At 66.2% G+C, this 17,284-nt stretch carries 15 protein-coding genes; 7 read left to right on the top strand and 8 right to left on the bottom strand.

Features of this window, described 5'->3' with window-relative positions:
- Positions 1-5: 5 nt before the first annotated feature.
- Both ACN8ZM_RS26015 and ACN8ZM_RS26010 read right to left on the bottom strand, forming a co-directional pair.
- Positions 6-815: an SDR family NAD(P)-dependent oxidoreductase gene (locus ACN8ZM_RS26015; protein WP_420211162.1), complete on the bottom strand. Its 810-nt coding sequence runs from the start codon at positions 813-815 to the stop codon at positions 6-8.
- Between the two features lie 64 nt (positions 816-879).
- The gene (locus ACN8ZM_RS26010) at positions 880-1,338 is read right to left on the bottom strand and encodes a cupin domain-containing protein (protein ID WP_089453421.1); all 459 of its coding nucleotides are present in this window, start codon (positions 1,336-1,338) and stop codon (positions 880-882) included.
- Between the two features lie 165 nt (positions 1,339-1,503).
- On the opposite strand from ACN8ZM_RS26010, the gene ACN8ZM_RS26005 reads away from it, so the two are divergent.
- Entirely contained in the window at positions 1,504-2,436 is a 933-nt protein-coding gene (locus ACN8ZM_RS26005; RefSeq protein ID WP_043177791.1) for a LysR family transcriptional regulator, read from the top strand.
- A gap of 260 nt (positions 2,437-2,696) precedes the next feature.
- On the opposite strand, the gene ACN8ZM_RS26000 is transcribed toward ACN8ZM_RS26005, so the two are convergent.
- The 4 genes from ACN8ZM_RS26000 to ACN8ZM_RS25985 form a co-directional block, all read right to left on the bottom strand.
- Positions 2,697-3,260, bottom strand: coding sequence for a tautomerase family protein (locus ACN8ZM_RS26000; protein ID WP_420211161.1), 564 nt, complete (start codon positions 3,258-3,260; stop codon positions 2,697-2,699).
- A 146-nt stretch (positions 3,261-3,406) separates the two neighbouring features.
- The gene (locus ACN8ZM_RS25995; RefSeq protein WP_420211160.1) at positions 3,407-4,399 is read right to left on the bottom strand and encodes a GlxA family transcriptional regulator; all 993 of its coding nucleotides are present in this window, start codon (positions 4,397-4,399) and stop codon (positions 3,407-3,409) included.
- Positions 4,400-4,568: 169 nt separating this feature from the next.
- Entirely contained in the window at positions 4,569-4,865 is a 297-nt protein-coding gene (locus ACN8ZM_RS25990) for a hypothetical protein (RefSeq protein ID WP_420211159.1), read from the bottom strand.
- Between the two features lie 391 nt (positions 4,866-5,256).
- On the bottom strand, positions 5,257-6,015 hold the full coding sequence (locus ACN8ZM_RS25985; protein ID WP_039358092.1) for a TIGR00730 family Rossman fold protein: 759 nt from the start codon (positions 6,013-6,015) through the stop codon (positions 5,257-5,259).
- Between the two features lies 1 nt (position 6,016).
- Between ACN8ZM_RS25985 and polA the strand changes: the two genes are divergently transcribed.
- The 3 genes from polA (at position 6,017) to ACN8ZM_RS25970 (ending at position 11,672) form a co-directional block, all read left to right on the top strand.
- Positions 6,017-8,770: a DNA polymerase I gene (gene polA, locus ACN8ZM_RS25980; protein ID WP_420211158.1), complete on the top strand. Its 2,754-nt coding sequence runs from the start codon at positions 6,017-6,019 to the stop codon at positions 8,768-8,770.
- A gap of 270 nt (positions 8,771-9,040) precedes the next feature.
- Positions 9,041-10,375 (top strand): NAD(P)/FAD-dependent oxidoreductase, encoded by a 1,335-nt coding sequence (locus ACN8ZM_RS25975; protein WP_043177783.1) that lies wholly within the window; start codon positions 9,041-9,043, stop codon positions 10,373-10,375.
- 421 nt (positions 10,376-10,796) lie between these two features.
- The gene (locus ACN8ZM_RS25970) at positions 10,797-11,672 is read left to right on the top strand and encodes a dienelactone hydrolase family protein (protein ID WP_089453416.1); all 876 of its coding nucleotides are present in this window, start codon (positions 10,797-10,799) and stop codon (positions 11,670-11,672) included.
- A gap of 54 nt (positions 11,673-11,726) precedes the next feature.
- On the opposite strand, the gene ACN8ZM_RS25965 is transcribed toward ACN8ZM_RS25970, so the two are convergent.
- Both ACN8ZM_RS25965 and ACN8ZM_RS25960 read right to left on the bottom strand, forming a co-directional pair.
- On the bottom strand, positions 11,727-12,596 hold the full coding sequence (locus tag ACN8ZM_RS25965; protein WP_043177780.1) for a sulfurtransferase: 870 nt from the start codon (positions 12,594-12,596) through the stop codon (positions 11,727-11,729).
- Between the two features lie 117 nt (positions 12,597-12,713).
- The gene (locus tag ACN8ZM_RS25960; RefSeq protein ID WP_043177779.1) at positions 12,714-13,820 is read right to left on the bottom strand and encodes an aromatic ring-hydroxylating oxygenase subunit alpha; all 1,107 of its coding nucleotides are present in this window, start codon (positions 13,818-13,820) and stop codon (positions 12,714-12,716) included.
- Positions 13,821-14,091: 271 nt separating this feature from the next.
- Between ACN8ZM_RS25960 and ACN8ZM_RS25955 the strand changes: the two genes are divergently transcribed.
- The 3 genes from ACN8ZM_RS25955 (at position 14,092) to dxs (ending at position 17,252) form a co-directional block, all read left to right on the top strand.
- Positions 14,092-14,385 (top strand): exodeoxyribonuclease VII small subunit, encoded by a 294-nt coding sequence (locus tag ACN8ZM_RS25955; protein ID WP_006479428.1) that lies wholly within the window; start codon positions 14,092-14,094, stop codon positions 14,383-14,385.
- On the top strand, positions 14,382-15,266 hold the full coding sequence (locus tag ACN8ZM_RS25950; protein ID WP_043177777.1) for a polyprenyl synthetase family protein: 885 nt from the start codon (positions 14,382-14,384) through the stop codon (positions 15,264-15,266). The genes ACN8ZM_RS25955 and ACN8ZM_RS25950 overlap by 4 nt, the downstream gene beginning before the upstream one ends.
- Before the next feature lie 81 nt (positions 15,267-15,347).
- Positions 15,348-17,252: a 1-deoxy-D-xylulose-5-phosphate synthase gene (gene dxs / locus ACN8ZM_RS25945; RefSeq protein WP_043177775.1), complete on the top strand. Its 1,905-nt coding sequence runs from the start codon at positions 15,348-15,350 to the stop codon at positions 17,250-17,252.
- The last annotated feature ends 32 nt before the right edge of the window (positions 17,253-17,284 follow it).

The following is a 17,284-nucleotide window of genomic DNA, read 5'->3' as shown; positions in this document are numbered from 1 at the left end:
GCCGGTCAGCGCATGCCGCCGATCGTGTAGCCGCCGTCGACCAGGAGCGATTCGCCCGTCACGAAACGTGCTTCGTCGCTGCACAGCCAGACGGCCACGTCGGCCACGTCTTCGGGCGTGCCGATCCGCCGTGCGGGCGTGAATGCGGCGAACGGGCGGAACATGTCGTCGTCGCCGAAACGGCGCGCCATCGGCGTATCGATGATGCCGGGGTTCACGTTGTTGATCCGGATGCCGTGCGGGCCGCCTTCCAGCGCGACCGCGCGCACCAGCGCATCGAGCGCGCCCTTGCTGGCCGAATAGGTCGACGAGCCGGCAAGCGCGCCTTTCGCGAGCCACGACGACGTATTGACGATCGCACCGCCGCCGTGCGCGAGCATTGCCTCCATTTCGTACTTGATCGACAGCCACGTACCCTTGAGATTGGTGGCGATCACCGTGTCGAAGTCGGCCTCGGTCTGTTCCACGATCGGCGCGAACGTGCCTTCCGTACCCGCATTGTTGAATGCCGCATGCAAGGCGCCGTAGCGTCCGATCGTTGCGTCGACGAGCGCGCGCACGCCATCGGCGGAGGCGACGTCGATAGCTATCGCGAAGGCTTCGCCGCCGCGCTCGGTAATCGCGCGCACGGTTTCGTCGAGCGGCGCCGCGCGCCGCCCGGCCACGACGACTTGGGCGCCTTCACGCGCGAATGCGAGCGCGGCCGCCTGGCCGATGCCGGTGCCGCCGCCGGTGACGAGCGCGACGCGTCCGTCGAGCCGGGGTCGAGTCGTGGCGGAGGAGGATGACGATGACGAGCTTCGTGAATCGGGCATGACGAGCGTGGCTCCATGTAAAGGGACGCGAGCTGGCCGACGGGCCGGCGCATGGTCGAAGTGCTTAGTCCTGGCGGTCGGGCACCGTCAGGGGCGCGCCGGGCGTGCCGGCGTAGAACACGATCAGTTCGGCGCGCTCGTCGCCGGTTTCGCCGCGATGGGCGCCGTCGACCATTTCCGGCACCACGTCGCCGGGGCCGAGCGCCAGCCGCTTGCCGTCGCTGCGGCGCACGGCGGTCAAGTGGCCCGACAGCACGTAACCGATGTTGATCGACGGATGCGTATGCCACGGCAATACCGCGTGCGGCGGAATCGTGTAGCGTACGACCGTGATCTCCGGTTGTCCTGACGGATAGGCGCGATACCGAGAGCCGTCCCATGCATGCGTGGTTTGCAGCAGCACCGTCTCGGCCACGCGGTTGCCCGCGTCCGTTTCCTGTGCGGTCACGCGCGGCGAACCAGCGACGATCAATGCGGCCGCGACGACGGTTCGCGAAACGGCTGAAAATGAATGGCTGTTCATGGTGGCGGGCCGTTTGGCCCCGGGGGATCGAAGACAGCACCATTGTGCGAAGCAGGGTGCCGTGCGAATAGCACTCGACCGGTTGAAACCGATTCAACCGGTTGGACAGGCGTTGCGATGCCATGGACGATTGCCCGGGCGTTCCGGGCTTGACGGGAGCTGCGAATGGATCGGTTGAAGGCGCTGACGGTATTCGTCCGTATCGCGGCCGCGGGCGGAATCAGTGCGGGTGCCCGCGAGCTGGGCATGACGCCGCAAGCGGCCAGCAAGCAGGTCGCTGCGCTCGAAGCGCTGCTGAACGTGCGGCTGCTCCAGCGCTCGACGCGCGGGATCGTGCTGACGCTCGAGGGCGAACGCCTGCTTGCACAGTGTCGCGGTGCTGTCGGGGAACTGGAGAGCGCGCTGCGCATGCTCGACGACGATCAGGCGCACGCAACCGGCACGATCCGTGTTGCGGCGCCGTATTCGCTGGCCCGGCGCTTTCTCGCGCCGCTGCTCGGCGAATTCTGCGACCGTCAGCCGGGCGTCACGGCCGAACTGATCGTCAGCGACGACATGGCCGACATCGTCGAACAGCGGATCGACATCGCCGTGCGGACCGGCAATCTGCCCGATAGCGGGCTCGTTGCACGGCGCATCGCCGATCTGCAATTGATCGTCTGCGCGGCGCCTGCGTATCTGCGTCGCCACGGCGAGCCGCAGACGATCGACGCGCTGCGCGATCATCGTTGCACCGCGTTCCTGTATCCGCGCACGGGCAAGCCGTTTCCGTGGGAATTCCTCGTCGATGGCCGTGTCGATGCACGACAGATCGACCCGTTCATCGCGACCAACGACATCGACGCGGAACTCGACACGGTGCTGAGCGGTGCCGCGATCGGCCAGTTCTTCGGCTATTCGGTCAGCGCGCACATTCGCGAGGGGCGTCTCGTGCCATTGCTGACCCGGCACATGACCTGCCGTTACGGCCTGCACCTGTGCATGCCGCAGCGCATGCACCTGCCGCGGAGGAGCCGCTTGCTGATGGATTTCCTCGCTGACCGGCTTGGCGCGCATCCGGATCTGGCACCGCTTTCGTTTGCGGACGCGCCGGCATGACGCGCGCCTGATCGCGGACGCGCCTCCGGGCGGCTGCGTGTCGTTGCGCCGCGCTCGCGCTTCTTCACGCTTCCCGGCAGGCAATGGCAGCCGTCATGGCCTCGATCGGCGCGTTCGTCGGGCCGCGCGACGTCACCACGTACAACGCGAACCCCGGGGGCCGGCCGGGCAAGGGCGCCGTGCGATTGTGCGCGCCGCAGATGCCCGCATTGCCTGACGCCGGGTGCGGGCGCCGGGAGGCGGCACGCGCTCGCCGAGCATCAGTCCGCGGGCTCGGTGCTGCGAGCGTGCGACAGGTCTTGATGCGTCTCGCGCATCGCGGCGAGCGCGGCTTCGAGCATCGCGATCGCATCCGTGCGCCGCTTGTTCGCCAGCCGCTGTTCCCCGAGTGCCCGCAGCGGCGCGCCGCCGAAGTAGGCCATGATGTCCGGCAGGTGGCGCACGACGCCGCGGCTGCCCCAGCAGCCGTCGTCGATTTCGGACGGAAACACCCACACGCGTGCCGCAATGGCGTCGACCGGCACGCCTTCCGCGCGAGCCACAGCGGCAGTCACGTCTGCAATCAACGCGGCACGCGCGGCGTCCGTGTACTGTCCTTCCGGCACGGTCGGCACGATCCGGTAAATGGGTGCTGGCGCGACAGCCCCGGCGCGATACACGGCCGCGGGCCGATGGACGAAGATCCATGTCACGTCGCGCACGCGCGGATTGTCGGGATCGAGTCCCTCGTGGCGGATCAGCGTGTCCGTCAGTTCTTCCATCAGTTGTGCTTCGGCATGCGGTGCGAGCGCACCTTCGGGAATGTATACGTCGATCATCGGCATGAGGGTGTCCTGGTTCGGTGGAGAGGTCGCTCCGGGGCGGGGCGACGTGAACCCAGTGTACGAACCTCATGCTGACGCGCAGAGTGGCGAAACTGCCATTCGACGATGCCATTTCCGACATCACGTCCGATGCCGGTTGCGCGCGCTCAGGGCGTGAAGCGACGGCGATATTCGCCCGGGGAGATGCCGGTCTCGCGCTTGAACAATTGCCGAAAGCCGCTGATGTCCGCGTAGCCGACGCGCTCGCAAACCGTGTCGATCGCGAGCTTCGTTTCCGCGAGCAGCCGCTTCGCGACTTCGATCCTGAGCGTCTGCAGATACTTGAGCGGCGGCGCGCCCACGGCGTCCCTGAAGCGGCGATGAAGCGTGCGTTCGCTCATCGCGACGTGATCGCTCAGACGGGCGAGGCTGAAGGGTTCCCGCAGGTGCTTTTCCATCCAGCGTTGGGCGCGCGCGATGGTTGCATCGTCGTGCTCGCGATGACCCATGCTGTCGAGATCGATGAACGAATCCTGCGAGACGCGGTTCATGTCGATCAGCATGAGCCTGGCGACCGACGCGGCAAGGCGCGGATTCGCCAGTTTGTCGATGACTCGCAGCGCGAGATTCTGGTACGAGGTGACGGCGCCGCCGCACAGTAGGCCGTCCTGCTCGGTCAGGATGTCCGACGCACGCAGCGCCACGTCCGGATAGCGGGCGCGGAAGCTCGATGCTTTCGACCAGTGCGTCGTGGCAAGGCGGCCGTCGAGCAAGCCGGCCTCCGCGAGCAGGAATGTACCGGTGCAGTACGTCGCGATCAGCGTGCCGCGCGCGTGTTGCCGGCGCAGCGCGTCGAACAGTGGTGCGAGTGAGGCGGGCCTGTCGAGCAGCCGCTCGAGATCCGCGACGAACGGGCTGGTCAGCCAGATCGCATCGGCAGGACTGCCGCCGTCGATCGCGCCATCGACCGGGATGATCTGGCCGGAGGTCGCGCGCACCGGCCGCCCGCCGATCGATTCGACGCGCCAGCGAAACGGTGCGCGCGTACGGCCCTGCGAGGTCGTCGAGGCGAGATGGTTGGCCGCCGTGAACATGTCGGTCGGCGCGGCGACGCCGGATGCAAGGGCCTGGTCGATGACCCAGATTCGAATGAGCGGCATGAGTGGCGGAATTGGCCTCGGACAAGGGCAATGCTACCACCCGGTGCTCAGCGATTCCGCCGGTCGTCAGGCCGTCGATAACATGCGGTCGGCGCTCGCCAACAAAAAGGCCGCCCGGCGCCGAAGCGCACGGGCGGCCTTGCATGCGTCGAGCGGCCGCGCTGGGTGCTCAGCACTCACCCTTCTTCGCGTGTCCCGGCGGGCAGTGATAGCCGCGATCGTCGTGACCGTGATGGCGCTCGTGATCGTCCCACTCGCGACGTTCCCAGTAGCGGTGGCCGTCCCAGTAGCGGTCGCCATGCCAGCCGACGATCACGGCGGGCGCCGGGGCGACCACGACGGGCGCAGGTGCGACGACGACCGGTGCGGGCGTACCGATGTTGACGTCGACGTTGACGGCGTGGGCGAGGCCGGACAGCGAAAGGCCGAGGCCGGCAAAGGCAAGGGCGATCAGCGAGCGTTGCATGTTCTTTTCCGTGATGGCGTTGTAAGAGGCCGGCGCGACGCGATGGAAGCGAGGGGGACCGTTCCACCGGGGGGAACGCCGCACCGACACATGCAGTGTGCTGGCGCGCGACGGAAAAGGCGAGGCGGGTTTGTTACGGCGGATTGGTGGCCAGCAGGCGCGGGGTACGGGCGTCGGGGCGCGTCATTTGACAATGGCGGCCCGCACGTGCGGATGATGTGGCGCGCGTCGCACGGCACCGGCTGCGCGAATTTGACATTCGGCGGCGCGAGGGCACCAAGCGCGATTAATGGCGCGTTACAAAGTGACACGCGGCAGGTGGCGGGATCGCCATGCCTGCCGCGCGGGAAGCGGTACGCCGGCCGTCGGGCCGGCGGTCGTCACGGAGGGGTTACAGATAGAACATCCGGTCTTCTTCGGGGCGCGGCGGATGGCCTTCATCGTCCGAACCTTCTTCCTCGCCGCTGTCCTCGTAGAACGCGAGCACCGCGTCGAGCACCTGGTCGGGATCGTCGATCACCTGCATCAGATCCATGTCTTCCGGATTGATGAGGCCCATCGGGATCAGCTGATCGCGGAACCACTGCAGCAGCCCCTTCCAGAACTCGCTGCCGACGAGGATGATCGGCACGAGGCGCGACTTCTTCGTCTGGATCAGCGTGAGCACTTCGGACAGCTCGTCGAGCGTGCCGAAGCCGCCCGGCATCACGATCACCGCATCCGAATTCTTCACGAACGTGACCTTGCGCGTGAAGAAGTGGCGGAAGCGCAGCGAGATGTCCTGGTAGTGGTTGCCGGCCTGCTCGTGCGGCAGCTCGATGTTCAGGCCGACCGACGGCGCCTTGCCGGCGTGCGCACCCTTGTTCGCGGCTTCCATGATGCCGGGGCCGCCGCCGGAGATCACGGCGAAGCCGGCGTCGGACAGCTTGCGCGCGATCTGCGCGGCGAGCTTGTAGTGCGGCGTATCGGGCTTGAGGCGGGCAGAACCGTAGATGCTGACAGCCGGGCGGATCTCCGACAGGTACTCGGTCGCCTCGATAAACTCTGCCATAATCGTGAACATCTGCCACGATGCGCGCGCCTTCTTGGCCGTCGCGCGTTCTTGATCTGCGAGCGAACGCAGACTCGGAATCACTTTTCTCTTGTTCATAATGCCTGAAGAACGAAATCTGGAAGGTAAGACCCTGCTATTGGTTGACGGTTCGAGCTATCTGTATCGGGCTTACCATGCGATGCCTGATTTGCGTGGCCCTGGCGGGGAGCCGACCGGAGCGCTCTACGGAATCATCAACATGCTGCGCCGTATGCGCAAGGAAGTCAGTGCAGAGTATAGCGCTTGCGTGTTCGATGCAAAGGGCAAGACGTTCCGTGACGACCTTTATGCCGACTATAAGGCAAACCGTCCGTCGATGCCGCCTGACCTCGCATTGCAGGTCGAACCGATCCACGGCGCGGTGCGCGCGCTCGGCTGGCCGCTGCTGATGGTCGAAGGCGTCGAGGCCGACGACGTGATCGGCACGCTCGCCCGCGAAGCCGAGCGGCACGGCATGAACGTGATCGTGTCGACCGGCGACAAGGATCTCGCGCAGCTCGTCACCGACCACGTCACGCTCGTCAACACGATGACCAACGAGACGCTCGACCGCGACGGCGTGATCGCGAAGTTCGGCGTGCCGCCCGAGCGCATCATCGACTACCTCGCACTGATCGGCGACACCGTCGACAACGTGCCAGGCGTCGAGAAGTGCGGGCCGAAGACGGCCGTGAAATGGCTGGCGCAGTACGACAGCCTCGACGGCGTGATCGAGCATGCGGGCGACATCAAGGGCGTGGTCGGCGACAACCTGCGCCGTGCGCTCGACTTCCTGCCGCTCGGCCGCACGCTCGTGACGGTCGACACGGCCTGCGATCTCACGCCGCATCTCGAATCGATCGAAGCATCGTTGAAGACCGACGGCGAAGCGCGCGACCTGATGCGCGACATCTTTGCGCGCTATGGCTTCAAGACCTGGCTGCGCGAAGTCGACAGCGCGCCGGCGGAAGGCGGCGGCGCCGATGCGCCGGAAGGCGAGCCGGCGCCGGTGGTGGCGGCCGACATCGTCCGCGAATACGACACGATCCAGACCTGGGATCAATTCGACGCGTGGTTCGCGAAGATCGACGCGGCCGCGCTGACCGCGTTCGACACCGAGACGACCTCGCTCGACCCGATGCTCGCGCGGCTCGTCGGCCTGTCGTTCTCGGTCGAGCCGGGCAAGGCGGCCTACCTGCCGGTTGGGCACCGCGGCCCCGACATGCCCGAACAGCTTCCGCTCGACGAAGTGCTCGCGCGCCTGAAGCCGTGGCTCGAATCGGCCGATCGGAAGAAGGTCGGCCAGCACCTGAAGTACGACGCGCAGGTGCTCGCGAACTACGACATCGCACTGAACGGCATCGAGCACGACACGCTGCTCGAATCGTACGTGGTCGAATCGCACCGCACGCACGACATGGACAGCCTCGCGCTGCGTCATCTGGGCGTCAAGACGATCAAGTATGAAGACGTGGCCGGCAAGGGCGCGAAGCAGATCGGTTTCGACGACGTCGCGCTCACGCAGGCCGCCGAATATGCGGCCGAGGATGCGGACATCACGCTGCAGCTGCATCACGCGCTGTATCCGCAGGTGGTGCGCGAACCGGGCCTCGAGCGCGTGTATCGCGAGATCGAGATGCCCGTGTCGCTCGTGCTGCGCAAGATGGAGCGCACGGGCGTGCTGATCGACGATGCGCGCCTGCAGGCGCAGAGTACCGAAATCGCGACGCGGCTGATCGAGCTCGAAGCGCAGGCGTACGAACTGGCGGGCGGCGAATTCAATCTCGGCTCGCCGAAGCAGATCGGGCAGATCTTCTTCGAAAAGCTGCAGTTGCCGGTCGTGAAAAAGACGCCGAGCGGCGCGCCGTCGACCGACGAAGAAGTGCTGCAGAAGCTGGCCGAGGACTACCCGCTGCCGAAGCTGCTGCTCGAGCATCGCGGGCTGTCGAAGCTGAAGTCGACCTATACCGACAAACTGCCGCGCATGGTGAACCCGTCGACCGGCCGCGTGCACACGAACTACGCGCAGGCCGTCGCGGTCACGGGCCGCCTTGCGTCGAACGATCCGAATCTTCAGAACATTCCGGTTCGCACGGCCGAAGGCCGGCGGATCCGCGAGGCGTTCATCGCGTCGCCGGGCCACCGGATCGTGTCGGCCGATTATTCGCAGATCGAACTGCGGATCATGGCGCACATCTCGGGCGACGCGGCGCTGCTGCGCGCGTTCTCGCAGGGCGAGGACATCCACCGCGCGACCGCCGCCGAGGTGTTCGGCGTGACGCCGCTGGAGGTCAATTCCGACCAGCGCCGGATCGCGAAGGTGATCAACTTCGGGCTCATCTACGGGATGAGCGCGTTCGGGCTCGCGTCGAACCTCGGTATCACGCGCGATGCGGCGAAGCTCTATATCGACCGTTATTTCGCCCGTTATCCGGGCGTTGCGCAGTACATGGAAGACACGCGCTCGGTTGCGAAGGAGAAGGGCTACGTCGAAACCGTTTTCGGCCGCCGCCTGTGGCTGCCCGAGATCAACGGCGGCAACGGCCCGCGCCGCCAGGCGGCCGAGCGCGCGGCAATCAATGCGCCGATGCAGGGTACCGCGGCCGACCTGATCAAGCTGTCGATGATCGCGGTGGACGACTGGCTCACCCGCGACAAGCTTGCCTCGCGGATGATCATGCAGGTGCACGATGAACTGGTGCTCGAGGTACCCGACGGCGAACTGTCGCTGGTGCGCGAGAAGCTGCCGGAAATGATGTGTGGCGTGGCGAAGCTGAAGGTGCCGCTCGTTGCCGAAGTGGGTGCCGGCGCGAACTGGGAAGAGGCACACTGACGCACCGCGGCGCGGTTCCCGATTCCTGCGGCATATTGTTGCAGGGATGCTGAATATCGAGATGGTTTGCTTGTGGTCAACGCGCAAGCTCCCGGACAATGCATGTCATTGACGCGGGGGCGGCGCGCCCCGCGTTCCGGGGGCGGACGCATCGAAGTGCTTCGAACTGCACATCGATGATGTCCGAACCGGTTAATCCACCGGGTGGCGCGAATGCATCGCGTTCGCACTGTCCGGCGGCAGCAGTTTCGAATCGCAAAGGGGGAACAGATGCATCGGATCATCATCGTAGGCGGAGGCGCGGGCGGCCTGGAACTGGCGACGCGGCTCGGCGACCGTTACGGCGCGCGCGGCAATCGTTCCGCGCGTGCGCTTGTCACGCTCGTCGACCGCAATCCGACCCACATCTGGAAACCGCTGCTGCACGAGGTCGCGGCCGGCAGCATGGATCCGTTCACGCAGGAGCTCGAATATGCGGCGCAGGCGCGCTGGCATGGCTTCGAGTTCCAGCAGGGCGGGCTGACCGGGCTCGACCGCGCGGCGAAGCGCATCACGCTGTCGCCGGTCAACGACAGCGACGGCGAGGAACTGCTGCCGGCGCGCGAGCTGGAATACGACACGCTCGTGATCGCGATCGGCAGCACGACTCACTTCTTCGGCGTGCAGGGTGCATCGGAAAACGCGATTGCGCTCGATACCGTTGGCGAGGCCGAGCGCTTCCGCAAGCGGCTGATCGCCGCGTGCATGCGCGCCGAGCACCAGGCGCCGGCGCCGACCGCGCCGGGTGAGGCGGCCGAGCCGCGCATCCAGGTTGCCATCGTCGGTGGCGGCGCGACCGGCGTCGAGCTGTCCGCCGAGCTGCGCAACACCGCGCAGGTGTTGTCGGCCTACGGGCTGCACAAGCTCGACCCGCGGCACGACGTCGGCATCGTGCTGATCGAATCGGGGCCGCGGATCCTCCCGGCGTTGCCGGAGCGCGTGTCGTCGGCGACGGCCGAACTGCTCGAAAAGATCGGCGTGCGGCTGATGCTCGCCGAGCGCGTGACCGAGGTGGCGCCCGGGGCCGTCCATACGGCGAGCGGCAAGACGGTGCGCGCCGACCTGACGGTCTGGGCCGCCGGCATCAAGGCGCCGTCCGTGCTCGCCAATCTCGATGGTCTCCAGGTCAACAAGCTCGGCCAGCTCGACGTGCGCCGTACGCTGCAGACCTTCACCGACGACAACGTGTTCGCGCTCGGCGATTGCGCGGCATGCGCGTGGCCCGGCAACGAGCGCAACGTGCCGCCGCGTGCACAGGCTGCGCACCAGCAGGCCAACTTCCTGCTGAAGGCAATCGGCTGCCGGCTCGACGGGCGCCCGCTGCCCGAATTCACGTATCGCGACCTCGGCTCGCTCGTGTCGCTCGGCCATTTCAGCGCGGTCGGCAACCTGATGGGCGGGCTGATCGGCGGCAACATGCTGATCGAAGGGCTGTTCGCACGCTTCATGTACATGTCGCTGTACCGGATGCACATCGCCGCGCTGCACGGCTATCCGAGGATGATGCTCGACACGGTCGCGCACTGGCTGCGGCGCACGACGCTGCCGCGCGTCAAGCTGCACTGAGCGCGCGTTCGCGCGGGGAGCGGGCGGGGACTGCGCACGTCGTGCGTGGTCTCCGCCCGTTGTCTTTTTGCGGGCGGCAGGGCTTGCGTGCGTTCGACGCGCCTGATCGACCGCGTGTTTTTCGTTTCAATTCGCAAGTATCCGTTCGCGTAACGGCGGTCGACACGTGGCTTGCTGCATCGCGATTCGACGGGCCGCCGGCGGGTTTCCTCGCGACGATCGACGTGTCGAATCGACGCGTCGTAATTGAGTCTTACATATCTGACAGTTGACGCGACAACGGATTATTGGGCATCGTGTCCGGGTTTCCGCTTGCGGCGGTGTGCCAATCGCCGCGACATCCGCGCCGCGCGCCGGCGCGATGCCCCGTCATGCCGTGTCCGTGATCGTGACGGCGGCACCCAATCGAGGAGTGCAATTCATGTTGAAACCCGAAGTCGACAGCCTGGTTCCCCACGTTCCGTTCTCGCGCCGCAAGTTCATGCAGGCCGCGCTGGGCGGGGCCTTCGCGGCGGCTGTACTGCCCGTGTCGGCGCAGACGGTCACGACCGACAGCGAAGGGCTGGACGTCGACACCGTCGAGATCCGCTCGGGCGACTCGAGCGTGCCCGCGTATCGCGCGCAGCCGAAGGACAAGACGAACCTGCCGGTCGTCGTCGTGATTCACGAGATCTTCGGCGTGCACGCGCACATTGCCGATGTCTGCCGCCGCTTCGCGAAGCTCGGTTATCTCGCGATCGCGCCCGACCTGTTCGCGCGGCAGGGCAATGCGGCGAAGTACCCGACGATCAAGGAACTCGACGAGCACATCATCAGCAAGGTGCCGGACCGGCAAGTTTCCGAGGATCTCGATGCGACCGTCGCGTGGGCCGGCAAGAACGGCGGCGACCTGTCGCGTCTCGGCGTGGTCGGGTTCTGCTGGGGTGGCCGTCAGAGCTGGCTGTATGCGGAGCACAACCCGCACGTGCGGGCGGCCGTTGCATGGTACGGGTTCGTCGAAGGCAAGACCGACGAGATGACGCCGTTCAACCCGGTCGATCATGCATCGCTGCTGAAGGTGCCGGTGCTCGGGTTGTATGGCGAGAAGGACACGAACATCACGCAGGCGTCGCTCGCCGACATGCGCAAGGCGATCCAGGCGAGCGATTCGAAGCTCGCGCGCGAATCGGAGATCGTCGTGTATCCGGATGCCGGCCATGCGTTCTTTGCCGATTACCGGCCGAGCTATGTGAAGGCCGATGCGGAGGAGAGCTGGAAACGCGCGATCGCGTGGCTCCGCAAGTACGGCGTGATGTAAACGGCAAGCGGCGGCACATGCCGCCGCTTCGTTGCGCCTGCGCCGTGCGGGTGCTTACGGTGTCGGGCCGGTTGCGATCGGCCGCGACGGGTCGGCACTCCATTCGCTCCACGAGCCCGGATACAGCGACGCGCCGTGCAGGCCCGCAACCTCCAGCGCAAGCGCGTTGTGACATGCGGTGACGCCGGAGCCGCATTGCAGGATCACGCGGTTCGGTTCGGTGCCCGCCAGCACGGCGGAAAATGCCTCGCGCAGTTCATGGCCGGTCTTGAAGCGGCCGTCGGCGGTCAGGTTGTCCTTGAAGAAGCGGTTGCGCGCGCCGGGGATGTGGCCGCCCACACGATCGATCGTTTCATTTTCGCCGCGGTAGCGATCGGGTGCGCGTGCATCGATCACGATGCGCGTGGGTGCGTTCACGTTGGCGAGCACGGCGGCCGCATCGACCGTCGATTCGAGCGGTGCGGCCGCGCGGAAATCGCCGGCGGCCGGATGCGGCACGTCGGTTGCCAGCGGCTGGCCGGCTGCTTCCCAGGCCTGCAGGCCGCCGTCGAGCACGGCGACCGAATCGTGGCCGAGCCAGCGCAGCAGCCACCACAGGCGCGCCGCATAGGCGCCGCCTTGCGCGTCGTACGCGACGACCTGCTGGCCCTGCTTGAGGCCGCGGCTCGCGAGCAGCGTGGCGAGTGCGTCGCGGGTCGGCAGTGGATGGCGACCGTTGGTGCCCGTCTTGCGGCCCGACAGATCGCGGTCGAGATGGAGGTACTGGGCGCCGGGGAGATGGCCGGCTGCATACGCGGCTTCGCCGGCGGCGGGATCGACGAGATCGAAGCGGCAGTCGAACAGCGCGACGCTGCCGGGCGCCGCCGCCAGGCGCTCGGCGAGATTGGCGGCGGAGATGAGCGTGGTGTAGTGGGTGTGTGGCATGACGGCTCCCTGGAGTGCGAATGGCCTGACATTCCAAGTCTAAACAAAAAAAGACGGGCCGAAGCCCGTCTTTTCGTCTGCCGGATGCCGGGCGGCGTCAAAGCGCCGCACCTGCCGTCAGATGTCGCCGAGGTGGCGGCGCAGGAACTCGTGGAAGTGCTGCATGCCGTCTTCCATCGGGCTCTGGTACGGGCCGACCTGCGACTCGCCGCGTGCCATCAGCGCACGGCGGCCTGCGTCCATCCGCATCGCGATCTCGTCGTCCTCGACGGCCGTTTCCATATAGGCGGCGCGTTCGGCCTCGACGAATTCGCGTTCGAACAGCGCGATTTCCTCGGGGTAATAGAATTCGACGATGTTGGTCGTCTTCTGCGGGCCCTGCGGAATCAGCCATGACACGACGAGCACGTGCGGATACCACTCGATCATCAGGCCCGGGTAGTAGACCATCCAGATCGCGCCGAACTCCGGCGGCACGCCGTTACGGAACTTCAGCACCTGCTCGTGCCATTTCTGGTAAGTCGCGCTGCCCGGTTTCGCGAGGGCGTTGTGCACGCCGACCGTCTGCACGCTGTACCAGTCGCCGAACTCCCACTTGAGATCGTCGCACGACACGAAGCTGCCGAGGCCCGGGTGGAACGGGACGACGTGGTAATCCTCGAGGTAGACCTCGATGAACGTCTTCCAGTTGTAATCGCACTCGTGCACTTCGACGTGATCGAAGAGGTACTCGGAGAAGTCGAAGTGATGCTTCGTGCCGAGGTTGGCGAGGTCGCGCGCGACATGCCGGCCTTCGGCCTCGAACAGCAGCCCCTGCCAGTTCTGCAGCGGGCTCTTGCCGAGGTTCAGGCAGGGCTTGTCGGGGAAGTGCGGCGCGCCGAGCAGCTCGCCTTCCAGATCGTACGTCCAGCGGTGCAGCGGACACACGATGTTCTGCGTGTGGCCGCGCCCGTTGAGCATGATCGCCTGCCGGTGGCGGCAGACGTTCGACAGCAGTTCGATCTGATTCGCCTGGTTGCGAACCAGCACGCGGCCTTCCTTCTCGGACGGCAACGCAAAATAATCCCCCGCCTCGGGCACCATCAACTCGTGCCCGACGTAACGAGGTCCTTTCTTGAAGAGGGTTTCGATCTCGCGCTCGAGTAGCGCCTCATCGAAGTATGCAGTGACTGGAAGCTGGCTGTGAGCCGACTTCAACTGAAGCGCATCGCTCAGATTGGACATTCCCACTCCCGGTGTTAGCGTGAAAGCAGTGAACAACCCAACCATCGAAAAATCGATTTAGGGAAACGGGGAATTATACCCGGTTCGCCTCGCAAGGCTAGGATTAAGTGCCTGATTTGTGTCAATTTTTTGTCGGGCGACAATCGGAGGGCGCACAATGTGTGTCGAAGATGGGGCCGGAATATGTACCCGGGTGCCCACGACGGCAGGTCGGAAAATTCTCTTTTGCCGTAGAATGTCCGACTTGTTTTGAAATTTGACACCCTCGTCCATGGCGAAAACCGCATCCCCAGGCGCCACGCCGCCCGGCAATGGCACCGAACCGTTGCCGGACAATTACGAGATGGCGCTCGCGGAACTCGAGACGCTGGTTGCCCGGATGGAAGGCGGCGCGTTGAGCCTCGAGGATTCACTGGCGGCGTATCGCCGCGGTGCGACCCTCGTTGCGTTTTGCCAACAGCAGCTTGAGAAAGTGGAGCAGCAGGTTCGCGTGCTCGACGGCGCGACGCTGAAGCCGCTTTCGTCCGGAACGGCCGCCACGGACGGCGAAGACGACGATCTATGACATTCGAACAATGGATGCGGTCCGTGCTTGACCGCGTCGAGGACGCACTCGGCCACTATCTGCCCGCTGAAACCGCGATGCCGGCGAAACTTCACGAGGCGATGCGTTATGCGGTCCTCGGCGGCGGCAAACGCGTTCGCCCGCTGCTGTGCCATGCAGCAGGCGAACTGACCGGCGCGACGGAAGCGGCGCGCAATGCGGCGGCAGCGGCACTGGAGATGATCCACGTCTACTCGCTCGTGCACGACGACATGCCGTGCATGGACGACGACGCGCTGCGTCGCGGCAAGCCGACCGTGCACGTGCAGTACGACGAGCCGACGGCACTGCTGGTCGGCGACGCGCTGCAGTCGCAGGCGTTCGTTGCGCTGACCGATGCCGCGGCGCTGTCGCCGGTGCAGCAGGCTGCGCTCGTGCGCGAACTGGCGCTGGCGAGCGGCTCGATCGGCATGGCCGGCGGGCAGGCGATCGACCTGGCGAGCGTCGGCCTCAAGCTGACGCGCGAGCAGCTCGAGACGATGCACCGGATGAAGACGGGCGCACTGTTGCGCGCGGCCGTGCGGATGGGCGCGCTGGCCGGCGAGACGCCGTCCGCGGAAACGATGGCGGCGCTCGATGTGTACGCGGGGGCCGTGGGTCTGGCCTTCCAGGTCGTCGACGATATTCTCGACGTCACGACCGATTCGGCGACGCTCGGCAAGACGGCCGGCAAGGACGCGGCGAACGACAAGCCGACCTATGTATCGATCCTCGGCCTCGAGGCGTCGCGTGAGCTCGCAGCGCAACTGCGCGCCGAAGCGCACGACGCGCTGAAACCGTTCGGCGCACGCGCACAGCGTCTCGCCGAACTTGCCGACCTGGTAGTGAACCGGGTCAGCTGACGCGAAAGCCCGCCGCCGCGCACACGCTACGGTGCGTGCAACAGAATGCGGGCGCGTTTGATTTCCTACAATGGAACGACGATGTACGACTTGCTGAAAACCATCGACGACCCGGCGGATTTGCGCCGCCTCGATCGTCGCCAACTTCAACCGCTCGCGGATGAACTGCGCGCGTTCGTGCTCGACAGTGTGTCGAAGACGGGCGGCCATTTGTCGTCCAACCTCGGGACGGTCGAGCTGACGATCGCGTTGCACTACGTGTTCAACACGCCGAACGATCGCATCGTCTGGGATGTGGGTCACCAGACCTATCCGCACAAGATCCTGACGGGCCGCCGCGACCAGATGCATTCGCTGCGCCAGCAGGACGGCATCTCGGGCTTCCCGCGCCGCAGCGAATCCGAATTCGACACGTTCGGCACCGCGCACTCGAGCACGTCGATCTCGGCCGCACTCGGCATGGCGATCGGCAGCCAGCTGAACGGCGACGACCGCTTCTCGATCGCCGTGATCGGCGACGGTGCGATGACGGCCGGCATGGCGTTCGAGGCGATGAACAATGCAGGCGTGTCGGAAGATGCGAAGCTGCTCGTGATCCTGAACGACAACGACATGTCGATTTCGCCGCCGGTCGGCGCGCTGAATCGCCATCTCGCCCGCCTGATGTCGGGCCGCTTCTATGCGGCTGCGCGCGCGGGCGTCGAGCGCGTGTTGAGCGTGGCGCCGCCGGTGCTCGAACTCGCGCGCAAGCTCGAGGAGCACGCGAAGGGCATGGTCGTGCCGGCCACGCTGTTCGAAGAGTTCGGCTTCAACTACATCGGCCCGATCGACGGTCACGATCTCGATTCGCTGATCCCGACGCTGCAGAACATCCGCGAACTGCGCGGTCCGCAGTTCCTGCACGTGGTCACGAAGAAAGGCCAGGGCTACAAGCTCGCCGAAGCGGATCCCGTGCTCTACCACGGCCCCGGCAAGTTCAACCCGGCCGAAGGCATCAAGCCGTCGACCGCACCCGCGAAGAAGACGTACACGCAGGTGTTCGGCGAGTGGCTGTGCGATGAAGCCGAGCGCGATACGCGCGTCGTCGGCATCACGCCCGCGATGCGCGAAGGCTCGGGCATGGTCGAGTTCGAGAAGCGCTTCAAGGATCGCTACTACGACGTCGGCATCGCCGAGCAGCACGCGGTGACGTTCGCGGGCGGCATGGCAACCGAAGGCCTCAAGCCGGTCGTCGCGATCTACTCGACGTTCCTGCAGCGTGCGTACGATCAACTGATCCACGACGTCGCGCTGCAGAACCTGCCGGTCGTGTTCGCGATCGACCGCGCGGGCCTCGTCGGCGCGGACGGCGCGACGCACGCGGGCGCGTACGATCTCGCGTTCATGCGCTGCATCCCGAACATGACGATCATGGCTGCGTCCGACGAGAACGAATGCCGCCAGATGCTGCACACGGCGCTGCAGCAGCCGAACCCGACCGCAGTGCGCTATCCGCGCGGCGCGGGCACGGGCGTGGCGACGGTGAAGGAATTCACCGAAATTCCGCTCGGCAAGGGTGAAGTGCGTCGCCAGACGTCGCAGCCGGAAGGCAAGCGCGTCGCAATCCTCGCGTTCGGCACGATGGTCGCACCGTCGCTCGCCGCGGCCGAGGAGCTCGATGCAACCGTCGCGAACATGCGCTTCGTGAAGCCGGTCGATGCGGCGCTCGTGCGTGAACTCGCCGAGACGCACGACTACCTCGTCACGGTCGAGGAAGGTTGCGTGATGGGTGGCGCGGGCTCGGCCTGCGTGGAAGCCCTGATGGAGAGTGGGGTTATCCGACCCGTACTACAATTGGGCCTCCCTGACCTGTTCATCGATCACGGCGACCCCGCGAAGCTGCTGTCGCAATGCGGCCTCGACGGCGCGGGTATCGCGAAATCGATTCGCGAACGCTTTCTGAATCCGGCGGCCGACGTCGCCGGTCAGGCGAAGCGCGTCGCATAAGCTGGCGCCGCCCGCGGGCGGCGTCGGTGCGA

Origin of the sequence: Burkholderia aenigmatica (assembly GCF_048627025.1) — a bacterium.
GTDB classification, from domain to species: domain Bacteria; phylum Pseudomonadota; class Gammaproteobacteria; order Burkholderiales; family Burkholderiaceae; genus Burkholderia; species Burkholderia aenigmatica.
Note: the sequence above shows the minus strand (reverse complement) of the source record. Positions and strands in the feature narration are given on the sequence as shown.

Excerpts from the sequence above, each read along its gene's own strand:
- polA (WP_420211158.1), top strand. The coding sequence starts at position 6,017 with ATGCCTGAAGAACGAAATCTGGAAGGTAAGACCCTGCTATTGGTTGAC.
- ACN8ZM_RS26005 (WP_043177791.1), top strand. The coding sequence starts at position 1,504 with ATGGATCGGTTGAAGGCGCTGACGGTATTCGTCCGTATCGCGGCCGCG.
- ACN8ZM_RS25965 (WP_043177780.1), bottom strand. The coding sequence starts at position 12,596 with ATGCCACACACCCACTACACCACGCTCATCTCCGCCGCCAATCTCGCC.
- ACN8ZM_RS26000 (WP_420211161.1), bottom strand. The coding sequence starts at position 3,260 with ATGCCGATGATCGACGTATACATTCCCGAAGGTGCGCTCGCACCGCAT.
- ACN8ZM_RS26010 (WP_089453421.1), bottom strand. The coding sequence starts at position 1,338 with ATGAACAGCCATTCATTTTCAGCCGTTTCGCGAACCGTCGTCGCGGCC.
- dxs (WP_043177775.1), top strand. The coding sequence starts at position 15,348 with ATGTACGACTTGCTGAAAACCATCGACGACCCGGCGGATTTGCGCCGC.
- ACN8ZM_RS25975 (WP_043177783.1), top strand. The coding sequence starts at position 9,041 with ATGCATCGGATCATCATCGTAGGCGGAGGCGCGGGCGGCCTGGAACTG.
- ACN8ZM_RS25985 (WP_039358092.1), bottom strand. The coding sequence starts at position 6,015 with ATGAACAAGAGAAAAGTGATTCCGAGTCTGCGTTCGCTCGCAGATCAA.
- ACN8ZM_RS25955 (WP_006479428.1), top strand. The coding sequence starts at position 14,092 with ATGGCGAAAACCGCATCCCCAGGCGCCACGCCGCCCGGCAATGGCACC.
- ACN8ZM_RS25960 (WP_043177779.1), bottom strand. The coding sequence starts at position 13,820 with ATGTCCAATCTGAGCGATGCGCTTCAGTTGAAGTCGGCTCACAGCCAG.
- ACN8ZM_RS25970 (WP_089453416.1), top strand. The coding sequence starts at position 10,797 with ATGTTGAAACCCGAAGTCGACAGCCTGGTTCCCCACGTTCCGTTCTCG.
- ACN8ZM_RS25995 (WP_420211160.1), bottom strand. The coding sequence starts at position 4,399 with ATGCCGCTCATTCGAATCTGGGTCATCGACCAGGCCCTTGCATCCGGC.
- ACN8ZM_RS25990 (WP_420211159.1), bottom strand. The coding sequence starts at position 4,865 with ATGCAACGCTCGCTGATCGCCCTTGCCTTTGCCGGCCTCGGCCTTTCG.
- ACN8ZM_RS25950 (WP_043177777.1), top strand. The coding sequence starts at position 14,382 with ATGACATTCGAACAATGGATGCGGTCCGTGCTTGACCGCGTCGAGGAC.
- ACN8ZM_RS26015 (WP_420211162.1), bottom strand. The coding sequence starts at position 815 with ATGCCCGATTCACGAAGCTCGTCATCGTCATCCTCCTCCGCCACGACT.